We start from the raw sequence: 19,408 nt of genomic DNA, 5'->3' as shown, positions 1-19,408 counted from the left end.
CACCGTCGGACATATTGATAATTCGATCTGCTGTGCTGGTGTGAAAAGCGCCCACTACATTCAAAAGGGGACTTTTGCCGGAACCGGATTCACCGATGATGGCGATAAATTCGCCTTTACGTACAGAAAAGGTTATATGTCTCAATGCGTGAACCGCAGATTCACCTGTACCATAGCTCTTACACAGGTCTTGTACTTCAAAAATATTCATTTTATATACCTCCTATCTTACAGGTTCATCATACCTCCTTTGGCTTACTTTCAAGTGACCCCTGTCTTACTCATTTGTAAGCTTGAAAAAATTCAATGTAAAAACAATTCCCTCATGCAATGTACTGATCACAGAAATTGTCTCTCCGTGCGCTTCTGTAATAGCTTTTGCCAACGGCAGGCCCAGGCCGATTCCATGCACATCTGATGAAAAACGACTACGGTAAAACTGTTTGAAGATGTTATACAAATCTTCATATAAAATTGATACAGGGAGGACACCTGAATTTATTGAAGGTAACGTATTCCAAACTTTTGTACAGTCCACTCCGATTACTGCTACATAGGTTAATCTGAAAAAACAACCCCTGCTGGAACCAAAGTCAAGCCCTCTGTGGCAGTTGCGGACAGCTCCTCTCAAAAAAATAACGGCCTGATAAACAGACCGTTGTTGGTTATTCAAATGATTCATCCTCATCATTTCAGTCTTGCTGAACTCCGTACGCCCAAAATAACGCCATTATTAAGCCATTTGTCAGTTACGTGTTAGTTACCCACAGATTCTAATAATATCCTACACTGTTTAATTACTCAAATTTTAGTTAAAGAACCGCCCTTACTCGCCAAAGTACAAGGGCGGTTTTACTATGTAGAACTACTTACAAAACAAAAAAACGAATGTAAGTAATGCCAAAAGGAACAGACCAAAAGTCATTATATCCTTAAAATCAAAATGATTTTCCATAAGCATCACCCCTATTCTCTAAGAATAGGAGTCAACTCACCCTGCAACACGATTATTCTTGCGTCCATTTTATCATATGGAGTATCTCAATACAATCTATAAATTATATTGATTTTCGATACCCGCTACTCTTTTTGCCCAGACTTCAAAACACCACTAATCAAATTTATTTCTGACAAACCTTTATTGACGCTTGTTGATCTACCACCATATAAGTCTGCCCGCATTTCTTTAATTAAGTTGGTAAAGGCTTCTGTGTATTTTGCTTCATAATCAGAAATATCGTCATATTTTAGATGCCTTATCATTAAATTTGAAAACTCATATAATGAAGACAAAACCGTAGGACTTGCAACAATGGTCAAGTTATTAAAAGCATAGTTATACCTTATTGTTGCTTCATCATATCCAGAATTCATATTTTCGCTTAATGCATATATGAACTCTAAATAATACTGCTCCTTTAATTTCCGTTCCTCAAATTTAAGCATACTGTTTTTGCTCAAAAAATTTGTGATAATGGCTGTTACAATAGCAGTAAGTGTTGCTAAAAGTGCAACAATTATTGTTGTATTCATTTTTATTTCACCTCATGCATATTATACCGCTCATCTCAACAAAAGTCTATTTGTATCATACAAATAATTTTGTCTTTTCTTATATCGCAAATACCCATTTTTTGTCTGTTATGTGTCAGTTACTTGTCTGTTACGAACATGTTTTCTTAACTTCTTAGGCTTTCACATAATTGCTTTAGACATAGAAAAACCCTTGAAAACACTGAGTTTTCAAGGGTTCTAATCATTTTCATATAATACTTCTTATTATCTCTTGCTGAACTGAGGCGCACGACGTGCCGCTTTGAGACCATATTTCTTTCTTTCTTTCATACGAGGGTCACGTGTCAGGAAGCCTGCTTTCTTCAGAGTAGGTCTGAATTCTGTATCAGCTTCAAGAAGCGCTCTTGCGATGCCGTGTCTGATGGCGCCAGCCTGTCCTGTGTATCCGCCGCCCTTTACGTTAACCAGAACGTCAAATTTGCCGTCTGTTTCCGTAGCTGTCAGGGGCTGACGAACGATAACCTTCAGAGTCTCCAGTCCGAAGTACTCATCGATGGGTCTTTTATTAATAGTAATATCACCTTTTCCAGGTACAAGATATACTCTTGCGATAGATTTTTTTCTTCTGCCAGTTCCGTAATATTTTGCTGCGTTAGCCATTTTCTATTTCCTCCTTAATAGATTCCTTTGGATTAAAATGTCAGTACTTCAGGTTTCTGAGCTTCATGCTTGTGCTCCGGTCCTGCATATACGTGAAGTTTCGTGTACATCTGTCTTCCTAAAGGTCCCTTGGGGAGCATACCCTTAACAGCCAGTTCGATAACCTGTTCAGGTTTCTTAGCCATTTTCTCTTTCAGGGTAACTTCTTTCATTCCGCCTACGTAATCGGAATGATGATAGTAAACCTTCTGATCCATCTTCTTTCCGGTTACCTGAATCTTCTCTGCATTGATTACGATTACGTAATCTCCTGTATCAACATGAGGAGTGAACTCCGGTTTGTTCTTTCCTCTTAAAACCTTGGCAATTTCGGATGCAAGGCGGCCCAGTGTCTGGCCTTCTGCATCAACAACATACCATTTTCTATCAATCTTAGCCGGATTAGCCATAAATGTCTTCATAGTATACCTCCATCGATTTGTACGGATTTGGACCCTTTGGTCCGTATGACTGGCTCACATGGTATCGCTCTGGGAATTGGAGCTTTCCACGTATTATTTATATATCAAAATGTCTTTCCGGGGCTTTGGTAAGACATTTTTCAACATCGTCACATTGAGTTATTATATTATACGGATCCGCGCGTGTCAATATCTTTTCTTAAGAAAATTCGCAGAAAATTGGCCTTTTTGCGCCTAAAACAGGGCATTTTCAGGTTCGTCCGTCCTACCCTTAGCTCCCAGGACCGTGTTTCTTATTTTTCCGATGGAAATATACCGCTCCAGGACCGCTTCCATATCCGTTCCGGGCGCCGCCGCTTTAGACGGGATCCCACAGACGGAAAGCTGCAGACCTCCCTCCGGGCCTTCCTCCACCAGATAATTATCCATATAAAACTGTGTTTTCTCCGGGATACGGTTTTCACGGATTCCCCGAAGCTCCCGCAAGGGGCAGCCGGGAAAATTCACATTCCATATTTCATCCGGCGCACACCCCGCCTCCAGCAGCTTTTGGGCGACAGGCAGAATATAGGCATCCGCCACCTCGCTCGTCCCGCCCCGTTCTTCGGAAAAAGCGATGGCCGGAATCCCGTTCAGCAGCGCCTCCATGGCTGCGCCCACGGTTCCTGAATATAAAATATCCACGCCCACATTATAACCGCAGTTGATTCCTGAAAATACCACATCAGGCCTGTCCTGCATAAGGTGGCGGATTCCCACCTTCACACAGTCGGCGGGCGTTCCCGCCACGCTGTAGGCCATGACGCCCGGTACCGGGAAATCCTCCTGCCTGATTTGCAGGCTTCCCCGCACCGTAATGCAGTGGGACATGGCGCTGCACTGCTGTCCGGGCGCCACCACCCACACCTCTCCCAGGTTCTTTGCCGCTGCCGCCAGCCTGACAATTCCTTCGGCGCCTATGCCGTCATCATTTACCACAAGTATCCTTCTCATACCGTTTTCTCCGATTTTTCCTCAGCCGCCTGCTGCCCGGCCTTCTCCTTCAGCGCAGGAAATTCATAGGAAATCAGCGTCAGCCCTCTGCCAGGTGCCGTGGGGCCTGCCGCCGCCCTGTTCTTAGCCGCCAGCATTTCCTTTACCGCTTCCGGGGGATATTTGCCGCTGCCGATTTCCATCAGCGTCCCCGCAATGATGCGTACCATATTATATAGGAAGCCCGCCCCCGAAATGCGGATGATAAGCTCCGTCCCTTCCCGCGCCACATCACAGCTGTAAATAGTGCGCACCGTGGATTCCACCTGGGCGTTGACGCTGCAGAAGCTTTTGAAATCATGCTCTCCCACAAACAGAAGCGCCGCTTCCCGCATTCTTTTTTCATCCAGCGGGATATAAGTAAAATGGCTGTAAAGCCGCTTCACCGGGTTGGGAAATTCTTCATTCAGGATGCGGTATTCATAGGTTTTTATGCTATCCGTTTTTCTGGGATGGAAATCCGCGGGCACCTCCCTGGAATCCCGGATGCGGATATCCTCCGGAAGACGCTGGTTCAATGCATAGGAAAACTTTTCCCCGGGCATGCGCGCCTGCGTGTCAAATACCGCAATATTCCCCCAGGCGTGCACGCCTGCGTCCGTCCGGCTGGCTCCTATGACCTGCACAGGCTCCTTCAAAAGCTGCGTCAGGCAGCGGTTTAAAACCTCTTCAATGCTGATTCCATTGGACTGCAGCTGCCATCCGTGATAGTTCGTACCGTCGTAGGCAACCGTCAGCATCACTCTTTTCATAGCAAAATCCTTCCTATTACAACAGCGGCCGCCAGGTAAAGCGCCAATATACCATAGGCGGTATAATCTCTCTTTTTATAAATCAGGGGCTTCATCTTCGTCCTGCCGTCCCCGCCCCGGTAGCAGCGCGCTTCCATCGCCATGGCAAGGTCATTGGCACGCCGGAAGGCGGAAATAAAAAGCGGCACAAGAAGAGGCACCATGCTTTTGGCCTTTTTAATCAGATTCCCGCTCTCAAAGTCTGCTCCCCTGGCAATCTGCGCTTTCATGATTTTATCCGTTTCCTCCAAAAGGATGGGGATGAAACGAAGGGCGATGGACATCATCATGGAAATTTCATGAACCGGCACATGGATTCTCTTCAGCGGATGAAGCAGGCTTTCCATTCCGTCCGTAAGATTATTCGGCGTTGTTGTCAGCGTCATGACGGAGGAGCCGATAATCAGAAAGCTCAGACGCACTGCCATTTTAATTGCCGTTATCAGGCCCTCTTTTGTAATAGTCAGCTTCCACAACGTAATCAGCGGTTCTCCCGGCGTCAGAAAAAGATTGAATACCACGGTCAGGATCAGCAGAAGCAATATCGCCTTCATGCCCTTGACCATGAATTTAAAGGGTACGTGGGAAAGACGGATAACGAGCGCCAGGAACCCTGCCGCCAGCAGATAGCCCCAGAAATTATTCACCACAAACAACGATATAATAAAAATCACCGTGGCCATCAGCTTGACCCTTGGATCCAGCCGGTGCACCACCGATTCGGTCTGATAATACTGCCCTAATGTAATGTCTCTTAACATAGCCTATTTTTCCTTCCCGCAGCCGCAGGCAGCCAGAATGGCATCCCTGGCCTCCGTCAGCGTGGTTGCGTCCGTTTCCACCGCAAGCCCCGCTTCCTTCAGCGTATGCATGATATAAGTCACCGAAGGGGCAGCAAGTCCCACCGCTTCCAGCTCTTTTACGTGGCGGAACACCTTTTTCGGTTCATCGTCATACATCACGCTGCCCTTGTTCATCACAATAATACGGTTTACATAATTAGCAACATCCTCCATACTGTGGGATACCAGCACAATCGTCATTCCTGTCTTTTCACGCAGTTCTGAGATCTCCCCCAATATCTCATCTCTTCCCTTCGGGTCCAGCCCTGCGGTAGGCTCGTCCAGGACAAGCACATCCGGTTTCATGGCAAGCACGCCCGCAATGGCCACTCTTCTTTTCTGCCCGCCGGACAGGTCAAAGGGTGACTGCTGATAATATTCCTCACCGATTCCCACAAGCTCCAGCGCTTCCCTGGCCCGGCCTTCCGCCTCTTCCCTGGAAAGCCCCAGGTTCTTCGGTCCGAAGCATACATCGGTAAAAACATCGATTTCAAAAAGCTGATGTTCCGGGTACTGGAATACCAGCCCAACCTTGCTGCGCAGCTCCTTCATATTATAATCTTTGTCATAAATATTCTTTCCATTATAATAGATCGCGCCGTCCGTTGCCTTCAGCAGGCCGTTCAGATGCTGCACCAGCGTGGATTTCCCGGAACCGGTATGCCCGATAAGCCCGATAAACTGCCCGTCCTCTATGGAAATGCATACATCCTTCAGCGCCGCCACAGACAGCTCGGTGTCCGCGCCATATATATAATTCACATGCTCCAGTTTAATCGCCATTTTGTTTCTCCGTAATTTTAAGCAGCTCCCTTTTCAGCTCTTCCGTGGTAAGGATTCCATCAGGCAGCATAAGTCCTTTCTTTTTCAGTTCATAGGCAAGCAGCGTCACCTGCGGCACATCCAGCCGGAGCTTCTTCAGCTCCTCCACCCTGGAAAAAACCTCCCGCGGCGTTCCTTCCATAACCACCTGTCCCTCATCCATGACAAAAACCTTATCCGCATGAATGACCTCTTCCATATAGTGGGTGATGAGAATAACCGTCACATTTTCCACATCGTTCAGCGCCCGTGCCGCGCGTATTACTTCCCTGCGGCCGCTGGGATCCAGCATCGCCGTAGGCTCGTCCAGCACGATGCACTTGGGATGCATGGCCAGGACACCCGCAATGGATACTCTCTGCTTCTGTCCGCCGGAAAGCTTATTGGGCGAACACTTCCTGTATTCGTACATTCCCACTGCCTTCAGGCTTTCCTCCACGCGTTCCCAGATTTCCTTTGTGGGGACTCCCATGTTCTCCGGTCCGAAGCCCACATCCTCCTCCACCACCTGCCCGATGATCTGGTTGTCCGGATTCTGGAACACCATGCCCGCCGTCTGCCTGATATCCCAGACATTACTTTCTTCAGCGGTTACCCTGCCGTCCACCCAGACGGTTCCCGAGGTGGGCACCAGCAGCGCATTGATGTGCTTTGCCAGCGTGGACTTGCCGGAACCATTGTGCCCCAGGATGGCGATAAAATCACCCTGCTTCACCTCCAGGCTCACATTGTCCACAGCCCGGATTGTCCCCTCCTCGTTTCCTTCCTCATCGTGCCTGATATAATCGAAGGTTAATTCCTTTGTTTTAATAATCTCTTTTACCGCTTCGTTTTCCATATGCTATCCTGTATCTGAAAATTGGTGCAGCCATAGGTATACAGCTGCAAATATTGGTTTCAATTACGGCCACCTTCCTATTTTACTAGAGTCTATAAAGAATTACAAGAGTAACAGTTCAGGCAGGTTTGCGCATTCACTGCACAAACCGTGAGAAAACGTGGAAGAAGCAGGCATCCGCCCCTCGCCGGAGGCGACTTATCATGGGCGGATGCAATAACAATTCGGCCCGGGCGGAGGCCGGACTGTTAATTACAAGAAAATGGTGATAATAATTCTTGCAGTTGGCGGCACAGTTGGTTATAATCTATAGCTGGTGCAGAAAATTCTTTCTACGCCAATTTATCCATCAGGGGGGAGCTATGAAAACACAAAAGAAGCATGTCAATGATTTTGGAAATGATTCCGTACCAGGACTGGTGCTCAGGGTATCCGTCCCGTTTATGTTCGCTCAGTTCGTCAACGTTATGTACAGCATCGTTGACCGCATTTATATAGGTAATATTCCGGCTGTCGGGGCCGATTCCCTGGCAGGGGCCGGCGTATGCGCGCCCATCATCACCCTTCTGTCCTCCTTTGCCACGCTCATCGGCATCGGCGGATCCATACTCTTTTCCATGCGTCTCGGACAGAATGATAAAAAAGATGCGGAAAAAATACTGGGGAACTGTTTTTCCACGCTGATTCTGTTTTCTGCGGCGCTGACCCTGATTTTCCTGCTCAGCAAGGGAATGCTTCTCCATTGGTTCGGCGCCAGTGATGTGACCTATCCTTATGCCAATACCTATCTGACCATATATACCTGCGGCACCTTTTTTGCACTGCTTTCCATGGGGATGAACTACTTTATTACCGCCCAGGGGTATCCGCTTTTAGGCATGGTGACCACGCTCATCGGCGCCATCCTGAACATTATACTGGACCCGTTGTTTATCTTTGTTTTCCATATGGATATCGCAGGTGCCGCGGTGGCCACGGTGCTTGCCCAGCTGGCTTCCTGCATTTTCGTTCTCTGCGTCCTTTACAGGAAAAGCATGCCGGTCCCCCTCCACCTGCGCAGGCCCGATCCTGTACTTGTCAAAAGGATCCTGGCTCTGGGTTTTTCCCCTTTCCTGATTCTGGCCACCGACAGCATTATCATCATTGCGATGAATGCGGTCCTGCAGTATCACGGCGGGCCGGGCTACGGGGATACGCTCATCACCTGCGCCACCATCGTCCAGAGCTATATGATGCTGATTACCTCCCCCATGCTGGGGATTACCGGTGGTTCCCAGCCGCTTATCAGCTTTAATTACGGTGCGAACAAGCCGGAGCGTATCCGGAAAATCGTGTTCTGCGTGCTTATGCTGTGTATCGGCTTCACTTCCTTTATGTTTCTGGTATCCAGGTTCCTGCCCGCGGCATTTGCAGGTATTTTTACCAATAATGCAGAATACATAGAGCTTTCCGTCTGGGGCATACGCGCCTTTACCATGATGATAATCCCCTTAAGCCTGCAGTATACCTTCGTGGATTCCCTTACTGCACTGGGAATGACCGGGCTTTCCCTGTTCCTGTCGCTGTTCCGCAAGACCACCTATTTTGTGGCCACCTGCCTGCTGCCCTTCGCTTTTACCGCGGCAAGCGCATTCTATGCGGAGCCGATTGCGGACGGCATTGCGGCGCTCACCTCAACCACCGCCTTTGCTATTGTGTACATGAAGTATCTGAAAGGGACCGGCAGCCTGATGGAAATTGGCACCGGACGCGGACAGGCGGCGTAAAAGCCCACGTTTTCCTTTTCTCATAAAAAAAAGCGTAATCAGAAAGGTCCGGCCCCTTCCGGCCGCCCTGCTGATTACGCTTTTGTTGTTTTTATGTTTTCGGCCTACGCCTCATCCCACAGCCTCTCCATAAACTCTCTGGCTGCCACCGCGTTCTCCGGCACGGTATCCTCCAGCGTCGCATGGATGTAAGGCTTATCCTTTTTCATAAAATGAATGAGATCGCTGTAGTCCATAATTCCCTGCCCTGCCGCCATGGAAATCACCTTTCCATCCTTCACGGTAAAGTCCTTGACATGGATCACCGCCACATCCTCTCCCAGAATATCAATGGCGTTCTTTACCACATCCTTCTGATTTGCAGCGTTGGATCCATCCAGAAGATTCACCGGATCCAAAATGATCTGCAGGTTCGGGGAAGCAATGGCACGAAGCACCTGCCTCGCCCGTTCCGGGCTGTATACAATGTGCTGGCATACCGGCTCAATCGCCACCACCACACCCATTTTTTCCGCATACTCCACCACGTAGGACAGATTCTTAATGAAAAAATTCAAAGCCTCCCGGGTACGCGCGGCCGGGTCCGGCGCATAGAACACATTGGGGTTCCCCGTCTCAGTCCCCACCACGCCCGCTCCCAGCCAGGAAGCGAAACGGATCTGCGCTTTGTAGGTTTCTATTGTTTTCGCAAGCTCCGTACTGTCCGGTGTGGCCAGGTTCAGATAACAGCCCAATACGGCCACATCCAGATCATTTTCGGCAAACAGCCTTTTCAGATACATGGCAAAGCCCGGTGTCAGTGTTGTGTTCTTTATGGGGAAATCATCAATCACCTTTCCCAGGGCCACATGGGCGCAGGTAAAGCCCTGCTCCCTGGTATGCGCTAGTCTCTGGGGAAGCGCCATTTTTACTGTATCATGCAAACGGATTCCTATCTGCATCGCATTATCTCCTCTGCGGTAACAGCCCGGATAACCGAACTGTTACCTTTTTAATCAGATATTCAGCATCTTCGTCGCGTAAGGCTCCAGCTGCGTCTCCACACTACCCTTCTGCGTCCGCACCGCCGTGGTCTGCGGCTGATCACTGTTGTTGATGACCACCAGACGGCCGCTTCCCGGATAATAAGCGCATTCCGTATTCGCATTATCCGTCAGGTAAAGACCGTTCAAATCCTCCCGTCCCGCCAGCAAAATCAGGTTCAGGAGCAATCTGGTATTTTCAATCGTCTTTTCAAAGGAAGCCAGATAAATTCCAAGGCCTTTTCCAAATTCATTGATTGTAAACACAGGCACGCCGCCGTCCTCTGCCAGAACCTTTGCTTTTCCGTCGGTGAGATAAGGAATTCCCTTGCGGTAATCTCCTTTCTTCTTTACAAAGCTGCCTTTCGGCATCAGGCCTTCTATGTTTTCTACGGCAAACTGCCATTTACCATGGCAGATACGCGCGCCGGTGTCCTCATCCACACCCAGCACAGGCGCCATACGGAAAAATGTATCATAGCCTTCCACCGCGGAAGGTTCATTCACGCCGATAAACGCGCCCCCTTCATAAACGAAGCGTGTCAGCTTCTCCACAACCGCAGGGTTCTTCCACACATCGCCGCCGCTCCATGCACTGCCTGCAAAGCCCGCATTAATAACTACGTCCACATCCTCAAGCGCGCCGTTTAACACGTCCTCAAAGCTGATAAAGGATACATCCACCGGCAGGCCGGATAACGCTTCATTGATATGTATCAAATCGTTCATATAGGTTTCATGGAAGTGTCCGGAAAGCGTCCAGGAACGCAGTTTTCCCCAATAATGCAGCACCGCCACCTTAGTCCTGATACTGTAAGGCTTTCCTTCCTCATGGAAGCTGCCAAAGGTGCGGAATTCATCCCCCACCTGTTCTATATAATCGCAGAAATCCGGATAATCCTGCACCAGATGCAGATATCCTCCCAGGCCGATCCGCTGTATCGGCTCACGCAGAAGCGCCCTTCTCACGCTGTTCCAGTACTTTTTCGCCTCCAGCGTGGGATCTCCGCCCTCCATAAAGGTAGGCGCGCCGCCAAGCCCCACAGGGAACAGATAAGGATGCAGGCGAAGCTCATGGGTATCCACCTTAACCCCCGCGCACAGCCTTGCTTCATAGCCTGAAAAAACACACTTAATCAATCCGTCAAAGCCGAACTCCTGGAACCTGCCGTTATAAGGCTCGATTCCCACCCAGCTGTCGTCGTAGAATACATATGCCTTTTTACCGTACTCATGCACCATATCAATCAGCTTACGGCCAAAGGAAATCACAAAATCATTGATAAACTCCATCCAGTCGGCCTTATGCTGATTTCCCGGCATATGAGTCACATGCAGCTTGCCCTGATTGACAAAATCCTCTGCCGTAAGCTCATATCCGTATTTATCCGCAAATGCGTTAAGCGCCCTCTCACTCACCGTGAAATCATAAGAGCCCCAGTCCGTAAACAGATTCCTGTTTCTTACATCGCTTCCCCAAATCCAAACGAAATTATAGAACATGGAGGTAAAACGCACTACCGTTGTCGCCGGATGCGTCTCGCACCACTCCTTCATCCAGCCCGTTAAAAACTCCTGAGTCTCCGGATACATGGGATCGATCTGCATCAGATGTTCCTTATCCCAATTGTTTGTCGTATGGTTATACATGGAGATTTCTTCCCAGATACGATAAGCCATAAAGCTCACCGTATAGGAATGAAAGGCTGCAGGCTCATTGACCGTCACACTGCCGGCCGCCTTGTCGTAGCTCCACTTCTCCCGCGGTACAAGCGTATCCGTAGTCCTGTCATATACCTGCCAGTAACGCATGGCATTTTCACTGTCATTAATACGGAACTGCTCCTCAAAAAAACCTTCCATCAGGCAGACAGTCAGCTTACCTTCCACTGCCACCGCCGGGCTGGTCATAAGGAAACACTGCTGCAGCTTATCCTGATTCTCCCTGGCCCATTCATTATGATCCCTTATCATGCAAATGGTGGAATAAATTCCATAGCCTGCATCTAAAATTTCATCTGACAGCACCGTTCCGTCACTGTCCCGGATCACATCCGCGCCCCATTTTTCCGCCAGCTCCAACGTCAGCTTCTCATAGCCTGCCTCACCGGGCAGGGTAAAATTCCCTTTTCTTTTCACTTCACACATCTTTTTACACTCCTGTCTGATTATAAAGCGCCGTCCTTCGCCGCATCATTGGCCGTAAGCAGCCCCGAGAAAAATGCCAGAGCCAGTCCCTGGCCCCAACCCTGAATCCAGCGTTTGGAAATCTCCCTGTAACCGTCCCGATCCTTCATTACTGCCGTACCGCCGGATACATTCATCACCTTGCCGTCCTTACTCACATTGGCAAGAAGCCCCTTGATTGCCTTGTTAATGTACTTGGAATGGAGAGGATTTCCTTTTTCCAGCATAGCCGCCGCTATTCCCGCGGAAGCAGAAACCTCTTCATAAGACTCCTCATCATCCAGAATGGTCCTCCACAGGCCATTTTCCGTCTGTAAAAGCTTCAGCGCCGCCAGCTGCTCATTCAGCGAACCCGTCACCTCCAGGAACTTCGGATACAGATAAGCCTCCGGAAGAATTGCCCCTACCTGAGACATGGTATACGCCGCCCAGGCATTCGCCCTGCCCCAGTAAAAACCGGACATATGATCCCCAGTTATATTATTGTAGCCATGATAATACAGCCCCGTTTCCGGATTCTGCAGATAATGGATATGCCAGTAATACTGATTCAGCGCATCCTCAATAATCTCCTCATCCTTCAGCTTCACGCCCACTCTGAGCAGGAAAAACGCCGCCATAAAAAGCGTATCGGCCCAGGCCTGTTCCGGGAAATCATTATTTGCGGAAACCGTATGCTGCAGCACATGGTCCCCAAACCGCAGCGCATCCTTACGCAGATAAGCCACCTTGCTCATCGCCACGTCCCAATACTTCTCATCCCCGGTCGCTTCATACAGCGTGATCAGGCAATGCCCCATAGCGCACGTATTCACCGTCCACTGCGGCGGCAGCCCCAGCTCCATATACTCATCCACCCTGTTTTTCAGAAGCTCCAGATACTCCTCATTCTTCGTAACCTCCCACGCCTTTGCGATTCCATAATAAGCCACACCGCAAGGCCAGTCCCAGGTCAGGTCCATATTCATTGTCTTATGGACAATCCTGTCAATAACCTCCGCTATCTCTTTCCTGTCAAAATCCAGTTTCAGCATCCCTGCACTCTCCTTCTCCGGATATCCCCGGTTTTATTATGTAAATAGGTAACTGTTCCATCTCACTACAGCTACTCCCACTTATTCTGCCATCTTCTCCAGCCTGTCTCTATCATAAATGATAATCCCCTCTATTTCTATTTATTTTCAATAATATACTTTGCAATTTCAACCATTTATGCTATCCTGATTTTAGATTCCGCGCAATATTTCATTCTTTTTTAGAGCTTTTAAAAATCAAAACCGTTAAAATGCTTATTTTTCAGGAAGGCAGACAATTTTTATGGTTTTTCTACACAATTTATAGCATATCCTGTTCGTTATTTTTTTGCCAAAGTGGTTGTAATTACTATCTTTTTATTCACATAGCCTTATTAGAGAATTGTAACCCCTATAGAAAATTTGAATTTATTGAAAGGGTGAATTGAGAGATGATAGCATTAATTGTAGCCCGTTCCCGAAATAATGTAATTGGAAGGAACGGTCAGATACCTTGGAAAATTAAAGGAGAACAGGCGCAGTTTAGAAAACTAACTACTGGTAATGTTGTTGTTATGGGACGTAAATCTTATGAAGAAATTGGTCATCCTCTTCCAAATAGAATGAATATCATAGTTTCCCTTAGTGCTAATTATTCAGGCGAAAATCTAGTAACAGTGAGTTCTCTTCAGGAGGCAATTGAAGCTGCTGGAGATGCTAATATTTATGTATGTGGTGGGTATGGTTTATTCATGGAAGCAATCCCTATAGTAGAAAAGATGTATATCACTGAGATAGACATTGAAATAAAGGATGGAGATGTGTTTTTCCCTGAATTCAATAAGGATGATTTTGATATAGTTGTTAGTAAAACAGAGGGTGAAGATATTAAATTTACCAGAACAATTTATACTCGAAAGAAATAGGCAACTTCCAGTTGATTGGGCAGACAATTTTGAAGTTGTGGAAGGGATAACTAAAAAGTATTAAGATTTCAGCATACGCCTTAAAGCTGCACAAATACCACCGCACCAGATATAATACCCAAAAAGAGGAACTTCATCATGCCAAAACAGAAAAATTCCGTCATGGAATACCGCAATTACTACCTTCCCGTTGACTTCCCCGTCCTGATTCTAAGCGGGGAGCATTGGAAAATATCCGATATTCCCAGCAGCCGCCTGCACTTCCACAACTGCCTGGAAATCGGCCTCTGCCATTCCTGCAGCGGCACCATGAAGTTCTACAGCGAACCCATGACCTTCAAAGCGGGGGATGTCACCTGCATCCCCCGTAATATTCCCCATACCACCTATTCGGACAAGGGTACGGAAAGCCGCTGGTCCTATATCATGTTTGATCCTGCCGAGCTGTTCCGCGCTCTGCTTCCGGCTTCCGAATCCGGCCCGGATCTTTCTCTGTTTTCCTATCGAAATTACAGACATATCCTGCCCCGGGCGGAATATCCCCATATCCATTACCTGACCCAATCCATCATAGATGAAATGGAGAACACACGCCCTAACTACCAGTCCTGTGTAAAAGGGCTGCTGCTCGCCCTTTCCATTGAACTGAACCGCATCCAGGAGCAGGCCAATGCCCCGGAAAATACCTGCGGCGGCCCGACTCCTTCCTCCGGGCCGGATGCAGTCCACTCCATCCCGGAAAATGCCCTGGTCATCTCACCGGCCCTGGATTATATCGAGGATCACTACAGCTCCCAGTTCCCCATCGAGGTGCTGGCCGATCTTTGCCACATGAGCCTCACCCATTTCCGGCGCGTTTTCCATTCCATCATGCAGACCAGCCCGCTGGATTACTTAAACAGCACCCGCATCATGAAGGCCTGCAACCTGCTGCGCAGCACGGAGGAATCCATTCTTTCCATTTCAGAAATGGCGGGCTTCGCCTCCGTTTCCAACTTCAACCGGCATTTTCACGCGGTGATCCACATGACGCCCCGGGAATACCGCAACCAGATGCTTTTTGCCCGCCAAAAGGAAGGGACCGATGTCCGCCATACCATCCTGGAATTCTCCGGCTGGATGGAACCGGAAAGCGATCCCCTCTAATATTCCTGCGAAACAGTTCAGCAGAGCCGGACTGTTTCGCTTTTTTCATTCATCCTTATAATACTCCGCCAGCGCTTCCTTTACGGCATAATAAGCCGGCTTGGGACGGCACTGCGTATCCACAATCCCCCAGTAACACTCGGCCGGACAGTCAGAGGCGCCGCAATGATAACAGTGATAGGCATCCCTCCAACAGAACATAAAGGACCCCAGACAATGAGGATGCTGCGCAAAAATCCTGTGGCCCCTTCTGAAATAATCCGCCTGAACCTCCGGGGTATGCCCGCCCTTCGCCTCATGAAACCACTTCTTCACATAGCATACCTCAGGAAGTCCCTTGGGCACCAGCGCCGGATCCGGCATTTCCTCCGCCAGCTCCCCGGCTGAGGAGTACCCCCATTCATTGGCCAGTACCGGAAGCCGGTATCTTTCATACAGCGCGTCCAGCACCCCAATCCAGTTTTCCGCATCCCCGGGCTGCCAGGAACCAAAATACTGATCCACGCCCATATAATAAAAAGAATGCCCTTCCCGATACACCAAATCCGCAATTCTCACCGCATTCTCATTATAGCAGGAAATATTGATACCACACCTGGCTTCCGGATTGCCCCGCCTGATTCCTTCCGCACATGCCCTGGCGGTATCTGCAAGAATGTCATCCGGGTAGTCATTGGAAAATACGGGAATGTCGATTTCATTCATACACTGCCAGTAAATCCCCGCTGCCTCCCCCAAATCCTCACAGATAAACCGCATGCTTTCCCTCACATTTTCATAAAACTCTTCCGTCCCCTTCTTTCCCACGAACTCCGGGAAATGCTCATGCCAGCATGTTTTTCCCTCCTCTTCATCATAGGTGAAACCGCCCAGCGGCGGTGTCGCAGGCATTACCTGGAAGCCTTTGGCATGGGTATCACGGATTTCCTGCCTGGCTGCTATGTATTCCTCGCTTAATGTCCCGAACATCTCATCCTTCCAGGGAAAACAGATGTTTAACCGCATCCATTCCACCCCCAGCTCCTTTACCATGTCATATTCCCCATTTGTGTCATAAGCAAATACAATCCCTTTAATTTTTTCAGATGCCTTCATACCCCATTTTACCTCCATCCTCTTCAATCAGGCGCAGCCATGCCATTTCGGCTCCCCAGACTGCCGCCAGCTCCTTTTCCTTCCTTGCTTCCTGTTTTCTCCCCAGGCCCGTCAGCGCATAGAACCTGGCCGGATGAGCCTTCCTGTGATTTGCCTTTTTTATACTGTGCTCTCCCGGCAGATTGGAGACAAAGCCTCCAAAATAAGGAAGCCTGTCTTCCTCCTTTAATATGGCATCCGCTCCGTCCAGCATCGACAGATACAACGCCGCCGCTTCCCGCTCTTTTCCCAGCCGCCGCAGCGCACAGGCCGTATAAAAATCACTCTCATCCAGCCGTCCCGTCTGATGGGCCGCCGCCTTTTCGTACCAGGCAAAGGCTTCCCTTTCCTCTCCTGCTGCCTCCAGCGCTTTCGCCATATGGAAATATACTGCCGCTTCCCGTGCAGTTACACCGCGGCCCTCCTGATAATTTTCCGGATATTCCAGAGCCGTTTTATAAAAAGCAATGGCCCCGGCATAATCTTTTTCCCGGAAAGCCCGCCTTCCCAGCTGAATATAAGCAAGAATATGCGCTTTTACCAGGATACCCTCTCCGCCCTCATATGGGTTGAAAATACGGTTCTTCAAGTACGTCGCCGCCTTTTCCGGCATTCCCGCCTCATTATAAAGCACCAGCTGTTGATGATACAGATCCTCTCTTTTATAAACCAACTGAGGATATGCTTCAAGAAGCTCCAGCAGCTTTTCTACCGGAACACCTGATTCCCTGCGTATTTCCATAAGCTCCAGAAGATACCGCCCGTCCTGATGCATGGCAAAGGCCTTTTCCATTTCCCGCCTTGCTCCCACCTTGTCTTCAAATACCTCAAGCAGGGCAAGGGCCATACATCTGTGGGCCTGATGCAAACCGTCTTCCCTGGTAACAGACACTTCCCAGCATTTCACGCCTTCTTCGCGGTTATCCCTTCCATAGAATAAACAGCCAAGATAATATGCGCTTTTCCCTCCATCCTTTCTTTGCGCAAAGGCATATTGGAGAACACGCCTATCCATATCCGTATATGGAAAGCAGTAATCCGGGGACATCTCCCCCGCCTGTGTAAGGAAATCTACTGCTTTTGCTTCTTTCCCAAGACCTGCCGCCGCATATGCCCTGTAATAACAGTTCATCGGATCCGCAGGCGCAATCCGGCCCAGCTCCAGCACCTCCTGCCAGGCTCCCAGCTCCAGATATTCCGCCATCAGGACACGCCATGCCGTTTTTCTCTCACGCAGCACATTTTTCAGTCTATCCAGTGCTTCCTTTTCATCCTGCAGAAACCAGCTTTCCCCCAGCAGACCGTATCCGAGCGGATCCACGGCCAGCATATCGCGGACCACCTTCCCCGCTTCTTTGCTTCTTCCCGATTTCCGCAGTATAAAAGCCTTCAGGAAGGAAAGCTCCGGGCTTTCCCCATTCACTGTGAGCGCTTCCTTGATACAGGAAAGCGCATCTTCAAAACAACCCTTACGCACATAAAGCTTCGCCGCCTGTTTTAGTCCGGCTCCCTTATACCCATAATTCCAGGCTGCTTTCCGGTAAAAACGGATCGCTTCCTCCTCCTGCCCATCATTCTCCAGCGCCCAGGCATAATTAAAACAGCATTCCCCATCCCTGGGATTGGGGTTTCTGAGCATACTGCGTTTTACCGCTTTTTCAAAAAACGGAAGCGCCTTTTTGTAGTCCCCCTTTCTCATCCACAGAAGCCCCATTCCATTATTGCAGCGGATATCTCCGTTGTCCCGTCGCAGCGCTTCCCGATAATAATCTTCTGCCCGAAGCGTTACATGCCGGTACTGCTCCAAATGAAGCCCCTCCAGATACAGCTCCTCCTGCGTGGGTATCTCCTCCGGCTTCCGTGCCGGCCTGTGAGGCGCCGGTTTTTTCCGGCCCTGGAAAAAGGACGGCCCGAAGGTATAGGAAACCAGGGTTTTCCCCGATTCATCAAGAAGAAACAGCGATATATCCTTTTCCTGCGTCCCCTCCGCCGTTTCCAGGCTCCGCAGGCACGGCTGTCCCGGTTCCAGGAAAAGGCATTCCTCCAGAAGCCGCTCTCCCTTCACCTCCACACAGATTCTCGCCTGTTTGTGAACCGCAGTCACCTGAAAAGCAGCCTCCAGCCTTCTTCCGTTTAAAACAAAGCCCACAGCCCCATCCTTTTCCGCATTTTTCAGCCCCGGCATATGGGCGGTGGCATACCAGGTCTGCTCAAAGGTCTTCGTTTCATCCGGTGCGATAAAGGAAAAATCCGGCTGGTTATCCGTATAGCAGCCCGTCATGATTTCCAGATAGGCGCCGTCCTCATCGGTCAGGTTACGGTGCCATACATCACCGAACTCCCTGCTTCCCCAGGTAAAAAACTTTTTGCCCACAGAAACGTTATGATCCGCCACATGCACTGTTCCCCGCTGTCTTCCGTGATCGAACCCGGCCATAAAATTATAATCTGAGTTCAGAATAAAAAAGGAGGCCGGAGAAGGAATATTTTTAAACCAGGTAATATCCGTTCCCTCACCGAAATCAGCTCTGGCAAATTCTCCCTTCACTACCGGGAATTCTGATACCGCATCCTTATAATGATAAGTAATGTAGTCAATATCCGGCGGAAACTGCAGCTGATAGTCCTCATTGGCATGCACTGCCAGATTGGCCCACCAGTGAAAAGTCTGCATGGCATTAGACGGATTATACAGCCTTGTTTTTACCGTCACATAGGATTTGTCCGGCCAGATGGTTACCCCCACCATCCCCTTCATGCCGAACAAAGGCTCATATTCTCCCATCCAGGCTGTCTGTGCTCCATCCTCCCCCTCTTCAATCACACAGTCCACAGGCATATACGTGGTAGGACGGTGATGCTGCGGCCAGTTGAATTCAATCCCCCCTGAAATCCATGCGCCGCACAGCCCTATCAAAGCTGGCTTAATCACCTGGTTTTTGTAGACGAAATTATAATCCAGCTTTTTATCGTAGCCTTCATATATCCGCCCTCCCAGTTCAGGCAGCACCGTCACCCGGATGAATTCATTTTCCAGCACAACAGCGTCATACTCCCTGTCCGTCTTCACGTTTTTAAAGGTATCGATCATGGGAATGGGATAAATGTTCCCCCGTGTCCCCTGATGATTCCTTACATCATAAAAATAGGGTGATCTCTCCGCCTCATCCATCTCATAGGTGGGAATCACAAGCTTTTGCCTGCAAATCATGCCTACCCCTCCCCTCTGCGCGCCGAAACGCGCATACGCATA

16 protein-coding genes and 2 pseudogenes are annotated in these 19,408 nt (G+C 49.0%); 3 read left to right on the top strand and 15 right to left on the bottom strand.

Annotated features, from left to right (window positions below; all coding sequences use genetic code 11):
- Positions 1-19 precede the first annotated feature (19 nt).
- The 10 genes and pseudogenes from HMPREF1548_RS00940 to HMPREF1548_RS00900 form a co-directional block, all read right to left on the bottom strand.
- A pseudogene (locus HMPREF1548_RS00940) lies at positions 20-211 on the bottom strand (ATP-binding cassette domain-containing protein); the annotation flags it as partial.
- Between the two features lie 66 nt (positions 212-277).
- Positions 278-520, bottom strand: a pseudogene (locus HMPREF1548_RS31010) (ATP-binding protein); the annotation flags it as partial.
- 560 nt (positions 521-1,080) lie between these two features.
- Positions 1,081-1,533 carry a hypothetical protein gene (locus HMPREF1548_RS00935; RefSeq protein WP_021633752.1) on the bottom strand — a complete coding sequence of 151 codons (453 nt, stop codon included), beginning with the start codon at positions 1,531-1,533 and terminating at the stop codon, positions 1,081-1,083.
- Positions 1,534-1,779: 246 nt separating this feature from the next.
- Positions 1,780-2,175, bottom strand: a complete 396-nt coding sequence (rpsI, locus tag HMPREF1548_RS00930) for a 30S ribosomal protein S9 (protein ID WP_021633751.1) — start codon at positions 2,173-2,175, stop codon at positions 1,780-1,782.
- A gap of 32 nt (positions 2,176-2,207) precedes the next feature.
- Positions 2,208-2,636, bottom strand: coding sequence for a 50S ribosomal protein L13 (rplM, locus tag HMPREF1548_RS00925; RefSeq protein ID WP_021633750.1), 429 nt, complete (start codon positions 2,634-2,636; stop codon positions 2,208-2,210).
- A gap of 234 nt (positions 2,637-2,870) precedes the next feature.
- On the bottom strand, positions 2,871-3,629 hold the full coding sequence (gene surE, locus HMPREF1548_RS00920; protein WP_021633749.1) for a 5'/3'-nucleotidase SurE: 759 nt from the start codon (positions 3,627-3,629) through the stop codon (positions 2,871-2,873).
- Entirely contained in the window at positions 3,626-4,420 is a 795-nt protein-coding gene (gene truA / locus HMPREF1548_RS00915) for a tRNA pseudouridine(38-40) synthase TruA (RefSeq protein WP_021633748.1), read from the bottom strand. Before truA ends, surE begins: the two co-directional genes overlap by 4 nt.
- Positions 4,417-5,220 (bottom strand): energy-coupling factor transporter transmembrane component T family protein, encoded by an 804-nt coding sequence (locus tag HMPREF1548_RS00910; protein WP_021633747.1) that lies wholly within the window; start codon positions 5,218-5,220, stop codon positions 4,417-4,419. The genes truA and HMPREF1548_RS00910 overlap by 4 nt, the downstream gene beginning before the upstream one ends.
- 3 nt (positions 5,221-5,223) lie before the next feature.
- Positions 5,224-6,084 (bottom strand): energy-coupling factor transporter ATPase, encoded by an 861-nt coding sequence (locus HMPREF1548_RS00905; RefSeq protein WP_021633746.1) that lies wholly within the window; start codon positions 6,082-6,084, stop codon positions 5,224-5,226.
- Positions 6,074-6,961 (bottom strand): energy-coupling factor transporter ATPase, encoded by an 888-nt coding sequence (locus HMPREF1548_RS00900; protein ID WP_021633745.1) that lies wholly within the window; start codon positions 6,959-6,961, stop codon positions 6,074-6,076. The genes HMPREF1548_RS00905 and HMPREF1548_RS00900 overlap by 11 nt, the downstream gene beginning before the upstream one ends.
- Before the next feature lie 362 nt (positions 6,962-7,323).
- Here HMPREF1548_RS00900 and HMPREF1548_RS00895 point away from each other — a divergent pair, with 362 nt between their 5' ends.
- Positions 7,324-8,727, top strand: coding sequence for an MATE family efflux transporter (locus HMPREF1548_RS00895; protein ID WP_035320482.1), 1,404 nt, complete (start codon positions 7,324-7,326; stop codon positions 8,725-8,727).
- A gap of 104 nt (positions 8,728-8,831) precedes the next feature.
- Here the strand turns inward: HMPREF1548_RS00895 and HMPREF1548_RS00890 are convergent, their stop codons facing one another.
- Genes HMPREF1548_RS00890 through HMPREF1548_RS00880 form a run of 3 tightly spaced genes read right to left on the bottom strand, consistent with a single transcriptional unit; the run spans position 8,832 to position 12,970 of the window.
- The gene (locus HMPREF1548_RS00890) at positions 8,832-9,668 is read right to left on the bottom strand and encodes a sugar phosphate isomerase/epimerase family protein (RefSeq protein WP_021633741.1); all 837 of its coding nucleotides are present in this window, start codon (positions 9,666-9,668) and stop codon (positions 8,832-8,834) included.
- A 54-nt stretch (positions 9,669-9,722) separates the two neighbouring features.
- Positions 9,723-11,897 carry a 1,3-beta-galactosyl-N-acetylhexosamine phosphorylase gene (gene gnpA / locus HMPREF1548_RS00885; RefSeq protein WP_021633740.1) on the bottom strand — a complete coding sequence of 725 codons (2,175 nt, stop codon included), beginning with the start codon at positions 11,895-11,897 and terminating at the stop codon, positions 9,723-9,725.
- A gap of 20 nt (positions 11,898-11,917) precedes the next feature.
- Positions 11,918-12,970 (bottom strand): glycoside hydrolase family 88/105 protein, encoded by a 1,053-nt coding sequence (locus HMPREF1548_RS00880; protein ID WP_021633739.1) that lies wholly within the window; start codon positions 12,968-12,970, stop codon positions 11,918-11,920.
- A 431-nt stretch (positions 12,971-13,401) separates the two neighbouring features.
- Between HMPREF1548_RS00880 and HMPREF1548_RS00875 the strand changes: the two genes are divergently transcribed.
- Complete coding sequence (locus HMPREF1548_RS00875) at positions 13,402-13,875, top strand: dihydrofolate reductase (RefSeq protein ID WP_021633737.1); 474 nt, start codon at positions 13,402-13,404, stop codon at positions 13,873-13,875.
- A gap of 138 nt (positions 13,876-14,013) precedes the next feature.
- Complete coding sequence (locus tag HMPREF1548_RS00870; protein ID WP_035320479.1) at positions 14,014-15,021, top strand: AraC family transcriptional regulator; 1,008 nt, start codon at positions 14,014-14,016, stop codon at positions 15,019-15,021.
- A gap of 45 nt (positions 15,022-15,066) precedes the next feature.
- Here the strand turns inward: HMPREF1548_RS00870 and HMPREF1548_RS00865 are convergent, their stop codons facing one another.
- Together HMPREF1548_RS00865 and HMPREF1548_RS00860 are read right to left on the bottom strand one after the other, a co-directional pair.
- The gene (locus tag HMPREF1548_RS00865) at positions 15,067-16,116 is read right to left on the bottom strand and encodes a hypothetical protein (RefSeq protein ID WP_035320476.1); all 1,050 of its coding nucleotides are present in this window, start codon (positions 16,114-16,116) and stop codon (positions 15,067-15,069) included.
- Positions 16,103-19,366, bottom strand: a complete 3,264-nt coding sequence (locus HMPREF1548_RS00860) for a DUF5107 domain-containing protein (protein ID WP_051358284.1) — start codon at positions 19,364-19,366, stop codon at positions 16,103-16,105. Before HMPREF1548_RS00860 ends, HMPREF1548_RS00865 begins: the two co-directional genes overlap by 14 nt.
- Positions 19,367-19,408: the final 42 nt, after the last annotated feature.

The organism is Clostridium sp. KLE 1755, assembly GCF_000466465.2.
Classification (GTDB): Bacteria; Bacillota; Clostridia; order Lachnospirales; family Lachnospiraceae; genus Eisenbergiella; species Eisenbergiella porci.
This window is presented reverse-complemented; position numbering and strand designations above follow the sequence as displayed.